The 15,534-nt window shown below is 57.5% G+C and carries 14 protein-coding genes; all 14 read left to right on the top strand.

The window, feature by feature from the left end; translation table 11 throughout:
• Positions 1–60 precede the first annotated feature (60 nt).
• The 14 genes from JRJ26_12140 (at position 61) to JRJ26_12075 (ending at position 15,458) form a co-directional block, all read left to right on the top strand.
• Positions 61–1,140, top strand: coding sequence for a glycosyltransferase family 9 protein (locus JRJ26_12140; GenBank protein ID MBW2058235.1), 1,080 nt, complete (start codon positions 61–63; stop codon positions 1,138–1,140).
• Position 1,141: 1 nt separating this feature from the next.
• Positions 1,142–2,368 (top strand): glycosyltransferase family 4 protein, encoded by a 1,227-nt coding sequence (locus tag JRJ26_12135; protein MBW2058234.1) that lies wholly within the window; start codon positions 1,142–1,144, stop codon positions 2,366–2,368.
• 113 nt (positions 2,369–2,481) lie between these two features.
• Positions 2,482–3,765 carry a hypothetical protein gene (locus JRJ26_12130; protein ID MBW2058233.1) on the top strand — a complete coding sequence of 428 codons (1,284 nt, stop codon included), beginning with the start codon at positions 2,482–2,484 and terminating at the stop codon, positions 3,763–3,765.
• Entirely contained in the window at positions 3,752–4,414 is a 663-nt protein-coding gene (locus JRJ26_12125) for a class I SAM-dependent methyltransferase (GenBank protein ID MBW2058232.1), read from the top strand. The genes JRJ26_12130 and JRJ26_12125 overlap by 14 nt, the downstream gene beginning before the upstream one ends.
• On the top strand, positions 4,411–6,552 hold the full coding sequence (locus tag JRJ26_12120) for a bi-domain-containing oxidoreductase (protein ID MBW2058231.1): 2,142 nt from the start codon (positions 4,411–4,413) through the stop codon (positions 6,550–6,552). The genes JRJ26_12125 and JRJ26_12120 overlap by 4 nt, the downstream gene beginning before the upstream one ends.
• The gene (locus JRJ26_12115; protein MBW2058230.1) at positions 6,527–7,420 is read left to right on the top strand and encodes a sulfotransferase; all 894 of its coding nucleotides are present in this window, start codon (positions 6,527–6,529) and stop codon (positions 7,418–7,420) included. The genes JRJ26_12120 and JRJ26_12115 overlap by 26 nt, the downstream gene beginning before the upstream one ends.
• A 64-nt stretch (positions 7,421–7,484) precedes the next feature.
• Positions 7,485–8,594, top strand: a complete 1,110-nt coding sequence (locus JRJ26_12110) for a glycosyltransferase family 4 protein (GenBank protein ID MBW2058229.1) — start codon at positions 7,485–7,487, stop codon at positions 8,592–8,594.
• 11 nt (positions 8,595–8,605) lie between these two features.
• The gene (locus tag JRJ26_12105) at positions 8,606–9,763 is read left to right on the top strand and encodes a delta-aminolevulinic acid dehydratase (GenBank protein MBW2058228.1); all 1,158 of its coding nucleotides are present in this window, start codon (positions 8,606–8,608) and stop codon (positions 9,761–9,763) included.
• A gap of 4 nt (positions 9,764–9,767) precedes the next feature.
• Positions 9,768–10,553: a WecB/TagA/CpsF family glycosyltransferase gene (locus JRJ26_12100; GenBank protein ID MBW2058227.1), complete on the top strand. Its 786-nt coding sequence runs from the start codon at positions 9,768–9,770 to the stop codon at positions 10,551–10,553.
• The gene (locus tag JRJ26_12095) at positions 10,550–12,160 is read left to right on the top strand and encodes an undecaprenyl/decaprenyl-phosphate alpha-N-acetylglucosaminyl 1-phosphate transferase (GenBank protein ID MBW2058226.1); all 1,611 of its coding nucleotides are present in this window, start codon (positions 10,550–10,552) and stop codon (positions 12,158–12,160) included. The genes JRJ26_12100 and JRJ26_12095 overlap by 4 nt, the downstream gene beginning before the upstream one ends.
• Positions 12,161–12,183: 23 nt before the next feature.
• Entirely contained in the window at positions 12,184–13,332 is a 1,149-nt protein-coding gene (locus JRJ26_12090) for a nucleotidyltransferase family protein (GenBank protein ID MBW2058225.1), read from the top strand.
• 274 nt (positions 13,333–13,606) lie between these two features.
• A complete protein-coding gene (locus JRJ26_12085; GenBank protein ID MBW2058224.1) occupies positions 13,607–14,263 on the top strand; it encodes an OmpA family protein in 657 nt (218 codons plus the stop codon).
• Between the two features lie 202 nt (positions 14,264–14,465).
• Complete coding sequence (locus JRJ26_12080; GenBank protein MBW2058223.1) at positions 14,466–14,882, top strand: hypothetical protein; 417 nt, start codon at positions 14,466–14,468, stop codon at positions 14,880–14,882.
• A gap of 150 nt (positions 14,883–15,032) precedes the next feature.
• Positions 15,033–15,458: a transposase gene (locus JRJ26_12075; protein ID MBW2058222.1), complete on the top strand. Its 426-nt coding sequence runs from the start codon at positions 15,033–15,035 to the stop codon at positions 15,456–15,458.
• The last annotated feature ends 76 nt before the right edge of the window (positions 15,459–15,534 follow it).

The raw sequence follows: 15,534 nt of genomic DNA, 5'->3' as shown, positions 1-15,534 counted from the left end.
CGCTCAGTCCGCCTCTTTGTTTACCTGTTGTTCCGAGCAAGCCCCCTCAGCAGAGAGGAAATGAGGAGGATATGGGGGCAGACCAAGGCCTGCTGCGTCCTGTCTGCTTCCGGATTCGGGGATTCCCTGATGGCAACACCCCTTGTCGAGGGGATAAAGCGGTGCAACCCCGACATCCGCCTCGTGGTTGCGAGCACGGACGTCTTCTCCGAGGTATTCGAAGGCAATCCCCACGTCGACGCCCTTCTCACATACAGTCTGAGACCGTGGGATCTCATCTCCCTTGCGAGGCTCGTTTGGAGGCTGCGAAGAGAAAGAATCGATGTCTTCCTCGCGGCTCAGCCGGCCAACACCATACGCCACTCTCTGGTAGCAGCCCTTTCAGGTGCCAAGGTACGGTTGAAGCATACTTACGACTACGGATCCGCTTTTGAACGGGACTTCTCCTTTGTATACCACGTCAGGCTCTCGAACAGCATGAAGAGACACAGGGTGGAGCTGAACCTCGATTTGCTTCGATTCTTGGGCGAAGAGATCCCGGAGGGGAGCATTTCGCCCTACCTGAAGGTGGGAAGGGAAGCCCGAGAGAAGGTGGAAGGTTGGCTCCTCTCTGTGAACGGCGGCCAGGAGGCCCGAGACCTCGTGGCCCTACATCCAGGGGGAGTGCGGCAAAACAAGCGTTGGGCCGCACAGGGGTTCTCGGAGGTGGGCAGGGCCATGGTGAACTGGGGATTCTCCCTGTGCCTTGTGGGGGGAAGGGAGGAACGGAACCTCTGCCGGTCCATTGCCGAGGAGATCGGTGCAGAGGGAGTGCTGGACGCCGCCGGTCTGTTCTCACTCGAGGAGACAGCCGCCCTGCTGAAGAAATGCCGCTGTCTCGTCTCGAACGACACTGGAATCATGCACCTTGCAGCGGCTGTGGAGACACCGGTGGTGGCCCTCTTCGGGCCGACCGACTTCCGCCACATCGGACCCTTCTCGATGCAAAGGTGGGTCCTCCAGGGATCCAGGGACATGAAGGACATCAGCCCCATCGACGTGCTCGAGGCGGTCTCCGCGGCGGCAGGCATGGCAGTTCCCGGGAGATCCGCCCCAGGACAGAATTCTTCCAGGCACCGCATATCTCACGACTCCTGGTGAGATGGTGCAGAGGATAGGGGGTACAGGTCTTCAAGTCGTGCGTCATATGGAGGTAGTGATCGTAACAGGGCATTTCATGCCGGAGGTAGGCTACCAGGAGGTCTATCTTGCCAGAGCCTTCAGCAGGCTCGGCCACACGGTCCACGTGATAGCCTCGGACAGGCCTTCACCTTCGGCAAGAGGTGTGATGACCTCGAGTTACCGGAGAGGATTTCAAAGAGACGATAGACATGGATACACGATCCTGAGGTTGCCGGCCACAGTCTCGGCCGGGTCTCTGGTTCTATCACCGGGTCTCAGGAGTGCACTGGCCGAGATCTCCCCGGATCTGGTGGTGGTAATCGGTGTCGGGAAACTCTTCCCCCTTCCGGTCCTTACCGGTCCCGAAAAGAGAAGGCACAGACTGATCGCCCTCTTCGGCGACAATTCTGATTTCTCAAACTTCAACAAGCCGAAGGCGAGGTTGCTGCGATATCTCGTCAAGAACAGGGCCTACCGCCTGGCCGTACGGTCTTGCGACAGGCTCTATCTCTATACACCCGAGACCGAGTCCCTGCTTCTATCCTCTCTTCCCGACAGCCTGAGGGCAAGCTTCCTCGAAAAACGAGTGGCTTCAACCCTGGGCTACGATCCAGAAGAGTTCTACTTTGACGGCAAAGAGCGCCGGAGAGTCCGTGACAAACTGAAGATCACCGAAGAGGAAGTCGTCTTTATCACATCGACCCGTATCACCCCTGAAAAGCGTATCGATGAGGTCGTGCCTCTTGTTTCAAGAATGCGCAAGGAAGGCAAGAAGGTCAGGTACATCATAATCGGCTGCCTGGCCGACCCTTGCGGGAGGCGTTTGAAGTCCCTTCTGGAAAAGCAACCCGATCCAGGCATATTTCTCGCCTACCCCTTTTTGGATCATGGAAGGGTAAGGGAGTTCTGTTGTGCCTCGGATCTGGGGGTGTGGACAAGACCTTCTATCTCTATCCAGGAAGCCATGGGCACGGGGTTGCCCGTGGTTCTCGCACGGAGGCCCGGCCTCATGCATCTGGTGCAACAGGGGGCAAACGGCTGGTATTTTGAGATGGAGTCTCCATCCCCTATTCTGGAAAAAGCGTACTCCGAAGTGGCCGAAAGGGATCAAGAGGCCCGCCTGGCGTGGAGGAGACAGCTTGCTGCAAGGAACAGGCATAATCTCTCCTACCACAGGATCGCGGAGAGCATGCTTGTATGGAGTTGACGCGCCGTAGCGCTTTCACGGCCTCCCCCGGTGTGGCCTCGCGAGAAGGAGAGGTTGAAGCCTTCAGTGGCGGACGATCCAGCAGGGCCACCTGAGAGGCCGGTCCGGTCGCAATGAGAATAGAGAATGCCATAGTTCTTCTTTTCCTTTCAAAACCGCTGATAGATCTCTCTTGGAACAAACCCCTCCTGGCGATCGCGGGAAAAAACATATCCTTCCTGCATTTGACCGGTGCCGGCATTTTTGTTTACTTCGGACTCTACATTCTGAGACTCCGGGGCAGGGCCCCCCTTACCAGGTGGATGTTGCTGTTTCTCGGCTTGAATCTGTGTTCCTTTCTCTACGCCTATTTGCAGGGAATCACGTCGGATGTTGTCCGCTTCGCCGATTTGGTGCTGCGCATGGCAGACTCCTTTCTCATCTACCATGTCACCTTCCTGTCTCGAAGAATCCACCAGAGGGGATCGTATTTCCGCCTTTTCTGGGCCGTCTTCTGGGGAACGGCCGTGGCAGCGGCAATAAATGCGGCAATGATCCTTATGAAGCTTTCCGGGCTGCATGCTTCCCAGGGGGTTCTCCGGATGAGCGGCTTGTATCACGATCCAGGGGTGCTTTCCAACCTGGCTCTCTATAACCTGATCTTTGCATCGATACTGTTTCAGACAAGGATAAGGAACGAGGGGCTCAAGCTCATACTGGCCGCCATGATGTGCATCGACCTTTATCTCATATATTCCGGACTGTCTCGTACGGTAATCGTGCAGCTCTTTTTCTACGGTACCATCTACCTGGTGTTTATCACCAGGGGTGTGAAAAGACTGGGGATTTTCTGTTTCGCCTCTCTTGTGGGCTTGGGCATCGTACTGTCCGGTGTGGATTTCGGTCGGTTTGAAAAGAGGTTCCAGACCGAACTCGCACTGATTCGGGCCAGAACCGGGGGAGACGCGTCATATGAAGAGGAGTATCCTCTCGGTTTGTACGAGCATCTCGGCACGAACCGATTCAAGATGTGGATATTCTCCCTGCGGGAGATACGTGGCAGGGACACCTTTGAGCTCTTCTTCGGGAACTTCAAGTCCACACCGGCTCATTGCGACTATATCGACGTTCTGAGCAGGAACGGAGTCGTGGGCCTGGCCGTCTATTTGTATATCCTTCTTTCCCTCTGGGGGAAGAGCCTTCACCTCTTTCTCCGGACGAGGGAGAGAAGCCGGGAGGATAGGATCATCCACGGCCTGGGATTTGCCTTCATCTCCCTGTATATCCTCTACGGATTTCCCTTCCGTCCCCTCGCGTATACCACGACGGCATGGTACATGTGGGCGGGTCTCGGTCTGTCTCTTGGGAAGGAGTACTGGGTGGAAAGGGAGCGGTCTGCCGGAAATGAATACGGTTAGGGACTACTTCGATAGTCTGGCTCCTGGCTGGAACGGTCGATACCAAAGGAGGAGGGACTACCGCAACAGGGCGGCCGTCTTCGCAATGGAGATAGAAAGGGAGCGGGGGGCAGGGAATGTTGAGACCATACTCGAGATAGGATGCGGGGCTTGCGGGGTGCTGGGACCCGAGAACGATGACGGCATAAGTTACTTTGGGTGTGACCTCTCTTTCCGTATGCTCCGGCTCAATCCACGGCGTGGAAAGATCTTCCAGGCAGATCTTCTGAAAATGCCCGTCAAGGGGAGATTCGACATGGTCGTCATGTCGAGCGTGCTCGAGTGGATGGGGGATCCGCTGGAATCGCCGGGGATTCTATCCGGACTGCTCCGGCCGGGGGGGATCCTCTTGGTGAGCTATCCGAACACCCGGGGTCTTTTCCGGATCGTTGAGAGGCGGGTGGTCCGGCCCCTGAGACGGGCCCTGAAAGGGAGCCACTACACGGACCTTCAGAAGGTGAAAGACTACGGGAACCTGAAACGGGCCTTCCAGAAACACGGGTTTCGGCTGAAGAGGGCGGTTTTTTTCGGGAAAAAGTTGGCTGTCCAAGGTCGATATTCCTCATCCATGGAACTCGACGTCTACCAGTATCGAAGAGGTGGTGAATGAAGATCGCCCTTGAACGACTGGGGGACGGAAAGATCGAGACCTTCGATCTTCCCGCACCTGCCTGGGGGGATCACGAGGTCCTGGTTCAGACACACTGGTCCGTGATCAGTTCGGGTACCGAACTCTCCAGGCTTCTGGCAGCCCGATCCGGCCTTGTCGGAAAGGCCCTCCAAAGGCCGGCAGAGTTCAAGAAGGTGGCAGAGAGTCTGAGGCGCAAGGGGTTTGTCACGACCTGTAGAAAGGTCTCCAATAGGCTGAAGGCCTTCTATCCGATGGGGTATAGCTCCGCAGGTATCGTAGTTGCCCGGGGACGGGGGGTTGACCACCTCTCCGTGGGTGATCGTGTCGCCATGGCGGGCAGTGGTTTTGCTGTTCATGGTGAGTATGCAGCCGTGCCCAAGAGGATCTGCGTGAGGATCCCGGAAGGAGTGAGTACCCGTTCGGCCGCCTTCGCTACCCTTGGCAGCATCGCCCTCCAGGGGATCCGCCGGCTGAATCCCCAGCTGGGGGAGAGGATCCTCGTCCTCGGGCTGGGGCTTATTGGCCAGTTGACGGTCCAGCTCCTCCTTGCCAACGGCATAGAGGTCGTAGGGCTCGACCTCTTCAGGGAGCGGACCTCTCTCGCGGCCGAAGGAGGATGCCGGCACGTCTTGCTCGTCTCGGATCCGAACCTGCAACAGCGGGTGAAGGATCTGACGGAAGGGTTCGGGGTCGACGGGGTGATAGTCACAGCGAGGGCTAGATCGAACGATCCCATCAACCTGGCGGGGAGGTTGGTACGGAAAAGGGGGAAGATAGTCGTTGTGGGTGAAGTGGGGCACGGCTTCGACCGGGCTGTCTTCTACGAGAAGGAACTCTCGATCCTCATGTCGTGCTCCTATGGAGCGGGCCGCTACGATCCCGTTTACGAACGCCAGGGCATCGACTATCCTCGGGCTTACGTGGACTGGACCGTGGAAAGAAACATGAAGACCTTTCTCTGGTTGCTCTCCACGGGTCGGATAAGAGTCGGCCATATGATCAGCAGGGTTTTCTCCATCGACGAGGCACAAGGGGCGTACGATCTGCTCCTCGAAAAAAGGCCCGACACCCTTGCACTGCTCTTCGGATACCGGGAGGAGGGGATGAGAGATCTCAAGGCCCTCCGCGTCGTGGAGGCAGGGCCGGAGCAGGCGGTAAGGAGGCGCGGCCCCCATATCGGCCTCATCGGTTTTGGCAACTACGCGAAGTCTCACATAGTTCCCAATATGAGCCGGAATCTGAGAATCACGGCCCTGGCTGCCCGGAGTCCTTCTTCCCTGAGGTTCAGGAAGAGGGGCGCCCTGGCTGACTGCCGGGTGGTGACAACGGATCCGCAGGTGATTCTCGAAAACGAAGAGATCCGCACGATCGTTGTGGCGACCCGCCACAGCACGCATTCTCTATTCCTCCTTGAAGGGCTCGAGAGAGGAAAGAACGTGTACGTAGAGAAGCCCATGGTGGCAAAAGAGGAGGAGCTCACCCTATTGGCCGGTATGTTGAGGACCCACGGGGGCAACGTCTGTGTCGGGTTCAACAGGAGATACTCACCGGCGGTCAGAAAGCTGCAGGAGAGGATACACGGATCACCTCTTGAATCCAGGTATACCGTCGCGGCCGATCCTTTTCCCGAGGATTACTGGGCGCTGGAAGAAGGGGAAGGGGGAATCATCGTAGGCGAGATCATCCATTTTGTCGACATCCTCTGTGTGCTTCACGGCTCCAGGGTAGCGAGGGTCTTTGCCACATCGAACCTCAAGGCTGTGAACCGGGGTTCGATCCACATAACCCTCTCTTTCGAGAACGGCTCAACCGGGGTGATCTCGTACGTCATGGGATCGTCGGCGAGATCCTCAAAGGAAGAAGTCGAGTTGGTCTATCCTGACGACCGTGTTCTCATTCATGGGTTTAGAAGAGTCATCTCTTCCCGTTATGGGAGCATCTACAGATCCCTCTCGCCTGACATGGGAAGAAAGAGGCTTTTCGGCCATATTCTGGAGGTCTTTTCCAGTGGGGTCAAGGTGCAGGAGGCAGAAGGGCTGTTGAACTCACACGCGGCGGTATTCGCGGCCAGGAGGAGTATTCAGAGCGGCAATGCGGAGCAAGTGGAATACGCCTGATACAAGACCCATCTTTGTCGTCGGGGCGGGAAGATCGGGAACGAAGTTTCTCATGAATATCCTCAACAACAGCCCGTATATCCACATAGCACCCGAGATACACTATTTCAGCTCCCTCGTCCATGAAGGGTTCCTGAAGAATCTCCGCAGGAGGGTGAAGAGGGCCGGGAAGTTCACCCTCGATGAGCTGGTCTGCTGCCTCCAGGGGACCGGGCATTTTGGGACCTACTGGCGGCGGGGCATCCAGTTCCCGGCACGAGAGATAGCGGAATGGTTCGGCCAGGTGGAAATAAACGAGAGGAGTATCCACCGGTTCATCATTGAAAAGGACTATATGGAGAACGGGGGAGACAAGGAAAGGGTCAAATACATGGGGGAGAAAACCCCCTCGAATGTCTTTCATCTCAAGAGACTTTTCAGGTGGTACCCGGAGGCGACCGTGCTGTTTATCTACAGGAACCCCGTCGATGTCCTGAGATCCGAGGTCAACAAAGCCTGCAAACCCGACTATCCATTGCCAAAGGGGAGCCTTCTCTATCCTTACGGCCTGGCCGTCTACGTGTTCTGCGAGTGGCTTGCGGGCGCGATCATCGCCGTCTACTATCGCCTGAAAAGGGGAGACAGTCTCCTCATCGTCTCCTACGAGCAACTCTGTTGCCGTACGAGAGAGATCACCAGGAGGATCTGCGGCAAAATCGGGGTCCCATACGCCCGGGGGCTTTGCAAGGTAGAGCGGATCGACTCCAGTTACTCCCGGGGAACCGGCCGGCCCCACTGGCATCCGCCTGGATGGATCTCTCTGTTCTACCGAATCTCCCTGGCCATCCCCATCAGGATACTGGATGGCCTTTCTCTCGGTCCCCAGTAGGGGGTTCTTCGATCATACGAGAGACCGTTCACATCTCGGGCCTCCTTTCCCCGCCGGTGGGACGGTGAAGTCAAAGGCCAAGATACTCGTTCTAGGCCCGATCCCTCCGCCCTACATGGGGCCGAGTGTCGCCACGGAGATCATTCTCAATTCGGGGTTGAAGGAGGAGTTTGAGCTGATCCATCTCGATACGTCGGATCACAGGGATTTGAGAAGACTCGGCGCCGTCGATTTCCAGAATGTCTCGCTCGCCCTCAGGCATTACCTAGCCCTTTTCTGGAGGGTTCTCACAAAAGAGCCGGACATTGTCTACATGCCTTTGAGCCAGACCACGGTGGGCTATCTGCGCGATGCGGGATTCATCCTGGTATCGAAGGTTTTGGGCAGAAGAGTCGTCTGCCATCTGCGCGGAGGGAACTTCAGGAACTGGTTCGATTCGGCCCGGCCTCTGACCCGGTGGTTCGTCCGTACCGTTCACTCCCTTGTGGATGGACAGATCGTGCTCTGTGAGAGACACAGGAGTCTGTTCTTCAGGATCATGCCTCCAGAGAGGGTTTTTGCAGTCAGTAACGGCAGGGATTTTGAGGTAGGGTTTCGCCGGGTGAATCACCGGAAGAAGGTGCGGATTCTCCACCTGGCCAATAGGATGAAGACAAAGGGGGTCTTGGATACCCTCAGAGCCGTTCCCTCGGTCCACTCAAGCCATAGCCACGCGGAATTCGTTTTTTCCGGGCATTGGGTCGAGGAGAGCACAAGAGCCGAGTTCGAGGCTTTTCTCAAAGAATCTCCACATCTCCCGGTGGTGGTGACGGGGCCCGTTTCGGGAAGGGGGAAACACCGGCTTCTTGCCTCATCCGATATCTTTGTCTTCCCGACCTACTACCCCCCGGAAGGACACCCCTGGGTTCTTGTAGAGGCCATGGCCTATGGGTTGCCCATCGTGAGTACCGACCATGGTTGTATCCGGGAGTGCGTAATCGACGGGTTCAACGGCTTCCTCGTGGAGAAGCAGAACCCCCGGGAGATTGCGGAAAGGCTCAATCTCCTGGTGGCCGATGCCTCTTTGCGCCGGAGGATGGCCGAGAACTCACGGAGACACTACGAAAGCCACTTCACTGAAAGACACCTAGTGGAGGGGCTGGCTGCCTGCTTCAAGGCCGTATGCCGGATGTAGGGGATCTACGCTTGAATCCAGCGGACATAAGCACCTCCCTCCACCGCTTGAGGAAGTACGTAGAAGGAGAAAAATTCAGGGGTTACGATCCCTTTGATGCCCTGACAAGCCCCATGCTGAGGGCCCTGTCCCTCTCCAGAAAATACATCCGAATAGCCATGATCCAGGGGATGAGGAGGTTGCCGGCCAACATAAGACCTTTTCTCTCTATACAGAAAGGGCTCAACCCGAAGGGGATCGGACTTTTCCTCTGGGGCTATGCAAAGCTCTATCGGGTTGAAAGAAAGGTGGAGTACCTGGAAACCATGGAGTCGCTCCTGAATCTGCTGCGGAGGCTGAGAAGCAGGGGATATTCCGGCAATTGCTGGGGTTACAACTTCGACTGGCAGTCCAGGGCGTTCTATATCGCCCGCCATACTCCTACCCTGGTGAACTCCTCCTTCATCGGCCATGCACTGATCGATGCCTACCGGTATGCCCGCCAAGAAAAGGCACTGGAGATGGCGGTCTCCATAAAGGAGTTCATTCTCAAGGACCTGAACAGAAGGGAAGAGGACGGCACCATATGCTTCAGCTATACGCCGGTAGACAACACGGCCGTTCACAACGCAAACCTCCTGGGCGCCTCTCTGCTGATCAGGCTCTATGGATACACGGGAGAAGAGCGGCTGAAGGAAGCCGCTCTCGCGAGTCTCGAATACAGTATAAAGCACCAGAGAGACGACGGTTCCTGGTACTACGCCGAGTCGAAATCTCAGAGGTGGATAGATTCGTTTCACACCGGTTTCAACCTCATGTGCATTCTCTATTTCCTCGAGCAGGGCTTTGGAGACGTCCATCGGCACTCATTCGAAAGGGGAGTGAGCTTTTACTCTGAGAACTTCTTTCTTGAGGACGGCAGGGCGAAGTACTATCACGACAGGCTCTATCCCATCGACATCCATTCCCTGGCACAGGCGGTCGTCTTCTTTTCAAGGATGGGAGAGGGGTACAGAGAGCTGACAGAGAAGATAACCAGGTGGATGATCCTTCATATGCAGGACGGCCGTGGATTCTTCTACTTCCAGAGGAGGAGGCTCTACACGGTCAGGATTCCCTACATCCGTTGGGCCCAGGCATGGGCGTTCCATGCACTTACCGAGTACCTCCTGAATCAAGCATCGGGCTAGAGCCGTGAAAGCAAATCAGAGGGTAAGGATCCTCGGGGTTCCCGTCGACACGGTCGGCGTGCAGGACTGCCTGGAGCTGGTCCGCAGGTGCTTGGAGAGTGACGGGACAGGGAACCATATTCTGGCGGTGAATCCGGAGAAGATAATGGCGGTTCGAGGGGATCCCCTGTTGAGAGAGTTCTTCGAGAGTGCGGCCCTGTTGATTCCGGACGGTGTCGGGGTCGTCCTTGCACTCCGGTGGCTCTACGGTATCAGAGTCGGCCGTGTAGCAGGAGCCGATCTGATGAAACGGATCTGTGCAGAGGCGGCGGGAAACGGGCACAGCATCTATGTCTATGGAGGACATGAAGAGGTGAACCGAAAGGCGGTTGAAAGCCTGAGGAGGCTGTACCCCGCGATCCGGGTGGCCGGGCGTTGTAACGGGTACGTGGGCAGGGAGGGAAGGGACGATCTCATAGCCGCGATCAACCGGTCCAAAGCGGATATTCTCTTCGTTGGTCTGGGAAGCCCCAAGCAGGAGCAGTGGATCGAGAGGTACCTCCCAGAGTTGAAGGTCAAGGTCTGCCAGGGGGTGGGCGGCAGCCTGGACGTTCTGGCGGGAAACAAGGCGAGAGCGCCCTACTGGGTCCAGAGAATAGGTCTTGAGTGGCTGTACAGGCTCTTGAGAGAGCCGGGAAGGATCAGGCGCCAGATCGCCTGTCCCCTTTTTGTTTCAAAGGTTGTGGCCGAGAAACTCCAACAGGTGCGACCCGGCCATGAGGCGATTGGGAGGCCGGATGGGATAGAATGACGACCGTCATTGCCATATTCCTTTTGTCCCTGGCCTTATCCCTGGTCCTGACCCCTGTCGGAGAGAGGGCGGCCAGGAGGCTGGGCCTCATGGACCTCCCCTCTGAGAGAAAGATCCACACCCGTGCGGTTCCGAGGACCGGGGGGGCGGCCATCTACCTGGCCTTCTTCATCTCTCTTTGGTTTGCGTGGCTCTGTTCGGAGCTCTCCTGGGTCCACCCCACCAGTGTCCTGAGTCTTCTCGTTCCGGACAGGCCGGTCGTGGCCATCGCCATCGGGGCTTCCATGGCCTTCGGTTTGGGTCTGTGGGATGATGTGCGCCCTCTCAGGTACAGGGTGAAGTTTGCGGTCCAGATACTGGCTGCCCTGAGTGCCTATCTCGGGGGGGTCCGGATAACCGGCCTCGCCCTGCCCGGTATGCCTCCCTTTTCCCTGGGATGGATTTCCCTGCCTCTGACGGTCTTCTGGTTTCTGCTGGTGATCAACGCCATCAACCTCATCGACGGTTTGGACGGTCTGGCCGCAGGGGTGAGCTTCTTTGTATCCATGGTCCTGTTGGTACTCTGCGTTACAGGGGGGAAGCTTCTCGTGGCCATGGGTCTGGCCGCACTTGGAGGAGCCTCCCTGGGATTTCTCCGATACAATTTCAATCCGGCCTCGATCTTTATGGGCGACAGCGGCAGCTACTTCCTGGGATATATGTTGGCGGCCCTCAGTGTGATGGGATCCATCAAGAGCCAGGCCACGGTGACCCTTCTGATTCCCATTATCGCCATGGGTTTCCCTCTTATGGACACCATGATCGCACCGATTCGCCGTTTTGTATTCGGTGGGGCCGTGTTTCAGCCCGACCGGGACCACGTGCATCACCGGCTGCTCAGTCTCGGTTTCACTCAGCGCCGTGCTGTGGTGATCCTTTACGGTATCACCATTTCTATGGGGATGCTCTCGCTCTTGTTGGTCCACGCCCGAGACGATCTGGCCGCGTTGATTCTCCTGGTAGTAGGGGCAGGTGTGATCCTCGGGATTCGAAAACTCGGCTATCTCGAGCATCTGGCCGCTGGCAAACTCATCGGCTGGTTCCGGGATGTGGGCGATGATCTCGGTTTCCAAAGGGATCGGCGTGCCTTCCTGGCTTGGCAGGTGGCGATCTCTCAGTCCTCCAGCGTGGAAGAGGTATGGGACAGGACCGCATCGGCTGCCCGGTTTCTGGAAATGGATTATGTGGAGCTCGATATCTTTGGGCGCCGGGGCATGTCTCCAAAGGACCGGCCCTTCCTGTGGGAGTTCATCGAAGGGAAGCTCGACTCCCATGCCCTCGACTCCAACCGGTCTCTCTACCTCTCCCTCCCCCTGACCCACAAGGGGCGGCGGCTCGGTTTTCTGATCCTTGCAAAGGACCTTATCGCTTCGCCGCTGACTACTTCTACGCTCCGCCGGGTTGAAGACCTGCGGAGAACCGTTCTGGACACCCTGGCCCAGTTGCTCGATGGGGACCTGTCCCAACTGCCCAAGCTGAGCGAGAGCTGCGACTTGAAGTCGAGGCCCGGCCGTCACCTGTTTCCCTGGGAAGGCAGGCCTGAGAAGTCCAAACTCCCTCTTCATTGATTCGCCCTGTCGCAGAAGAAGCGATGTTTCTCAGGGAATCTCAGAGGATGATTGCACTGGCCGTGGCCGGCCAGAAAAGGGCTCTCCAGAGGGTGGCCCACGAGATCGACCCCTCCCTGGTGGGCCGCCATCGCATGGCCCCGGCCCTGGCCATTCAGGCCCACGCTTCCGGGATCTCAGGACCGTCGGTAGACAAGTGGCGTCGCGGGCTGCTTCTGAGTATGGCCCGCTGGTTGTGCCTCCGGGAAGAAATCAAGCGTGTGGGAGAGACCCTCGGCAGGGAGGGTGTCACATGGATCCCTCTGAAAGGGAACGATCTTGCCACCCGTGTCTATGACCATCCCGAAGAGAGACCGGTGAGTGACCTCGACATACTCATCGCCGGGAGCGATTATTTCAAGGCCCGGGCAGCCCTTGAAGCGGAGGGTTGGGCGGGCCTCTATCCGGGCACGCGTTTTGACCGTTTTATCCTGGAGGAGTGGCACCACTGGGTGGCAAGGAACCAGAGAGGCTTTGTCCTCGAACTTCACATCCGTCTATGGAATCTTGTCCCTCCCGGGCTCGAGGCGGAGCTTATCGAAAAAGCCGGCCCGGATCCCACACTCGGTCCAGGGGGCAGAAGGATTCGTCTCTCCCATGCCTTTGTTGTGGCGGGCGTTCAGGCCCAGATCAACCACACTCCCCGCCCGCTTTTGAGCTGGTGGGATCTCGTTCGGATCGCGCAAAGAACCGGAAAAACCCTCGCGCCGGAGGTGGTCGAGCTGGCAAGAAGGTGGGAGATCCAGTTGCCCGTGGCACTTGCCGCTGCTACGGCCGCGGGGCTCTGGCAGAACGATGCGTGCCGGGAGATTGCCAGCGACCTGGCGCACGATATGCGCCTGCCGGAACTGGTGGCGCAAAGGCGCGCCCTGCAGGGGGGGATAGATGCCCTGTCCAGGAGAGACCTTGCACTGGCGCGTCTCCTTTCCTTTCGCGGCAGACGCGGCGGACTGGGAGGACTCCGGAGGATGGTGTGGCCCCACCCGGGCGTCGTGGAGCGAGACACACCCTGGAATTGGCCATGGGCCAAGAGGCGGATCTTCCATACTCTCTGGAAGCTAGGCCTTGCCAAACCCGGCAGGTTCACCCCTCCGGGGGGACAGGTCCCCGCACGGCCCGGCCCTATGGATTGACCGGAGGTGCAGGGACGGGTCTGAAGGATTCCGCGAAGAACAAAGGACCTCCAGGTTGGCCCTGTGGAGATTCGCGAACTCTCCGGCTCTCAGGTGCTTGACAGGTCTTCGGGTCTGGTGGTTTCATGAGGTTCGGGGGTGGCGAGTCTCGGGACGTGCGTTCAGGCTGAATTGCCGGAGTCGCAAGGATTATCAGTCTCTGTTTTCGTGTCGGCGGGGAGTTCTGCCGCCGTTTGTTCCCGTGTTGCAAAAAAACTCTGTTGGAGGGCTTACGATGAACAAAAGATCTAGTCTCGTATTCGCACTGGGCGTCTTTTTGTTGATTGCTGGCTGTGCACAGACAAGGGAGGTTGCCAAGACAAAGACCGCGAAAGGTGCCGCCATCGGGGCGGCGAGCGGTGCGGTCGTGGGAGGGATCATCGGCCATCAATCGGGCCACACCGCCACCGGAGCGGTGATCGGCGGGGTCGCCGGAGGTGTTATCGGCGGGGCCATCGGGCACAGACTCGACAAGCAGGCCAAGGAACTGGAGCAGATACCAAACACCGAGGTTGAGAGAAAGGAAGATCGGTTGGTTGTCACCATGGCTGATGCGGTCCTGTTCGACGTGAATTCGGCTGCCCTTAAGCCCGGGGCCAGGGAGACCCTTACCAGGATGGCGGAAGTGATGATCAGGTACCCTGACACGGATATTCTGGTCAAGGGCCACACGGACAGCAGGGGATCTGAAAAGTACAACCAGGAGCTCTCGGAGAGACGCGCGAAGACCGTGAAGAACTATCTTATCGACAAAGGGGTGTCGGGCAGTAGGGTGACGGCTATCGGGTTTGGGGAAACCATGCCTATAGCGTCGAACGATACTCCTGAGGGCAGGCAAAAAAACAGGAGGGTCGAGATAGAGATCAAGCCCAGACCTGAAGCCGGCTCCTGACAGGCGGCAGGCAAGGAGCGTTGCAGAGAGAGGCCTCTTTTGACGGGCGGATGCCTGGGTGTGCGTTGCTCATTCAAGCTCATGGGCCGGCCAGGCGCTGGAATTGCCGGCCTCCGGCAGTGAGCATGGCCTGGCTTCTCCAGGATTCTGCCGGGGCCTCTTGATTCAGGGGACGGAGAGACAAGGACGCGAGGATGAGAAGATGAGGAAGGACCTTTTCAGTGCTGTCGTGATTGTAGCAGTCTGTACCATGTATTTTGCCCTCTTTTCAGGATGCGGAATCGAGGGTGGAGGCGTTGTCATCGGTTCGCCCGGCCACCCGCCGCCGAAATCGGGGCCTCCACCCTGGGCGCCTGCCCACGGATATCGGGCAAAACACAGATATCGATACTATCCCAAACACTATGTATATTTTGACTTGACCAGGAAGGTCTACTTCTACCTTGACGGGGACAGGTGGAAGGTATCCGTTCACCTGCCGGGCAGAATCGACCTCGCTTACGCGAGTTATGTTACCCTTGAGATGGAAACCGACAAGCCCTATGAACACTTCTCGGAGCACAAGAGGAAGTACCCCCCCGGACAGATGAAGAAAAAGAACAAACACAAAAAGAAGTAGACACCGAGAAGACCCTTCCTTTGAAAGGGGGGGAGAGCTACTTGGGCGGCTCTCCCCCCCTTTTTTGCTAGATATCCGAGGTTAGGAGGTTAGGGGACGCCTATGATTTTATGCTTTGCTTCCTATCAATTTTCATAGTACCATGGGCGCATGCCAAGAAGGACGAGAATAGACGCTGCCGGTGCCGTCCATCACGTCATCATCCGGGGGATTGAGCGGAGAAGGATATTCTATAATGATGCCGATAGGAACAGCTTCACCGAACGGCTGGGCAAGGTAATTTCCGAAACCCGGACTGCATGCCTGGGGTGGGTCCTCATGCCCAATCATGCCCATCTGTTGTTTCGAACGGGTCTGGTGCCCCTCGCGACTGTCATGCGCCGGCTCTTGACCGGGTACGCTGTTTCATTCAATCGCAAACACCTTCGTCACGGGCATTTGTTTCAAAACCGATACAAATCGATTCTGTGCCAGGAGGATCTTTATCTGAGAGAGCTGGTTCGATATATCCATCTAAATCCCCTGCGGGCGGGGTTGGTGTCTGATATGAGAGGCTGGGTGTTGACACTGTCCTGAGTCGCGGCAAGAATCCCCGGACTGTCAAAGCCCGAAGTCTCCTTTGCTACTGGGCCAATCGTGAACTGGGAATGAG

Source organism: Deltaproteobacteria bacterium, from assembly GCA_019308905.1.
GTDB lineage: Bacteria > Desulfobacterota > BSN033 > WVXP01 > WVXP01 > JAFDHF01.
This window is presented reverse-complemented; position numbering and strand designations above follow the sequence as displayed.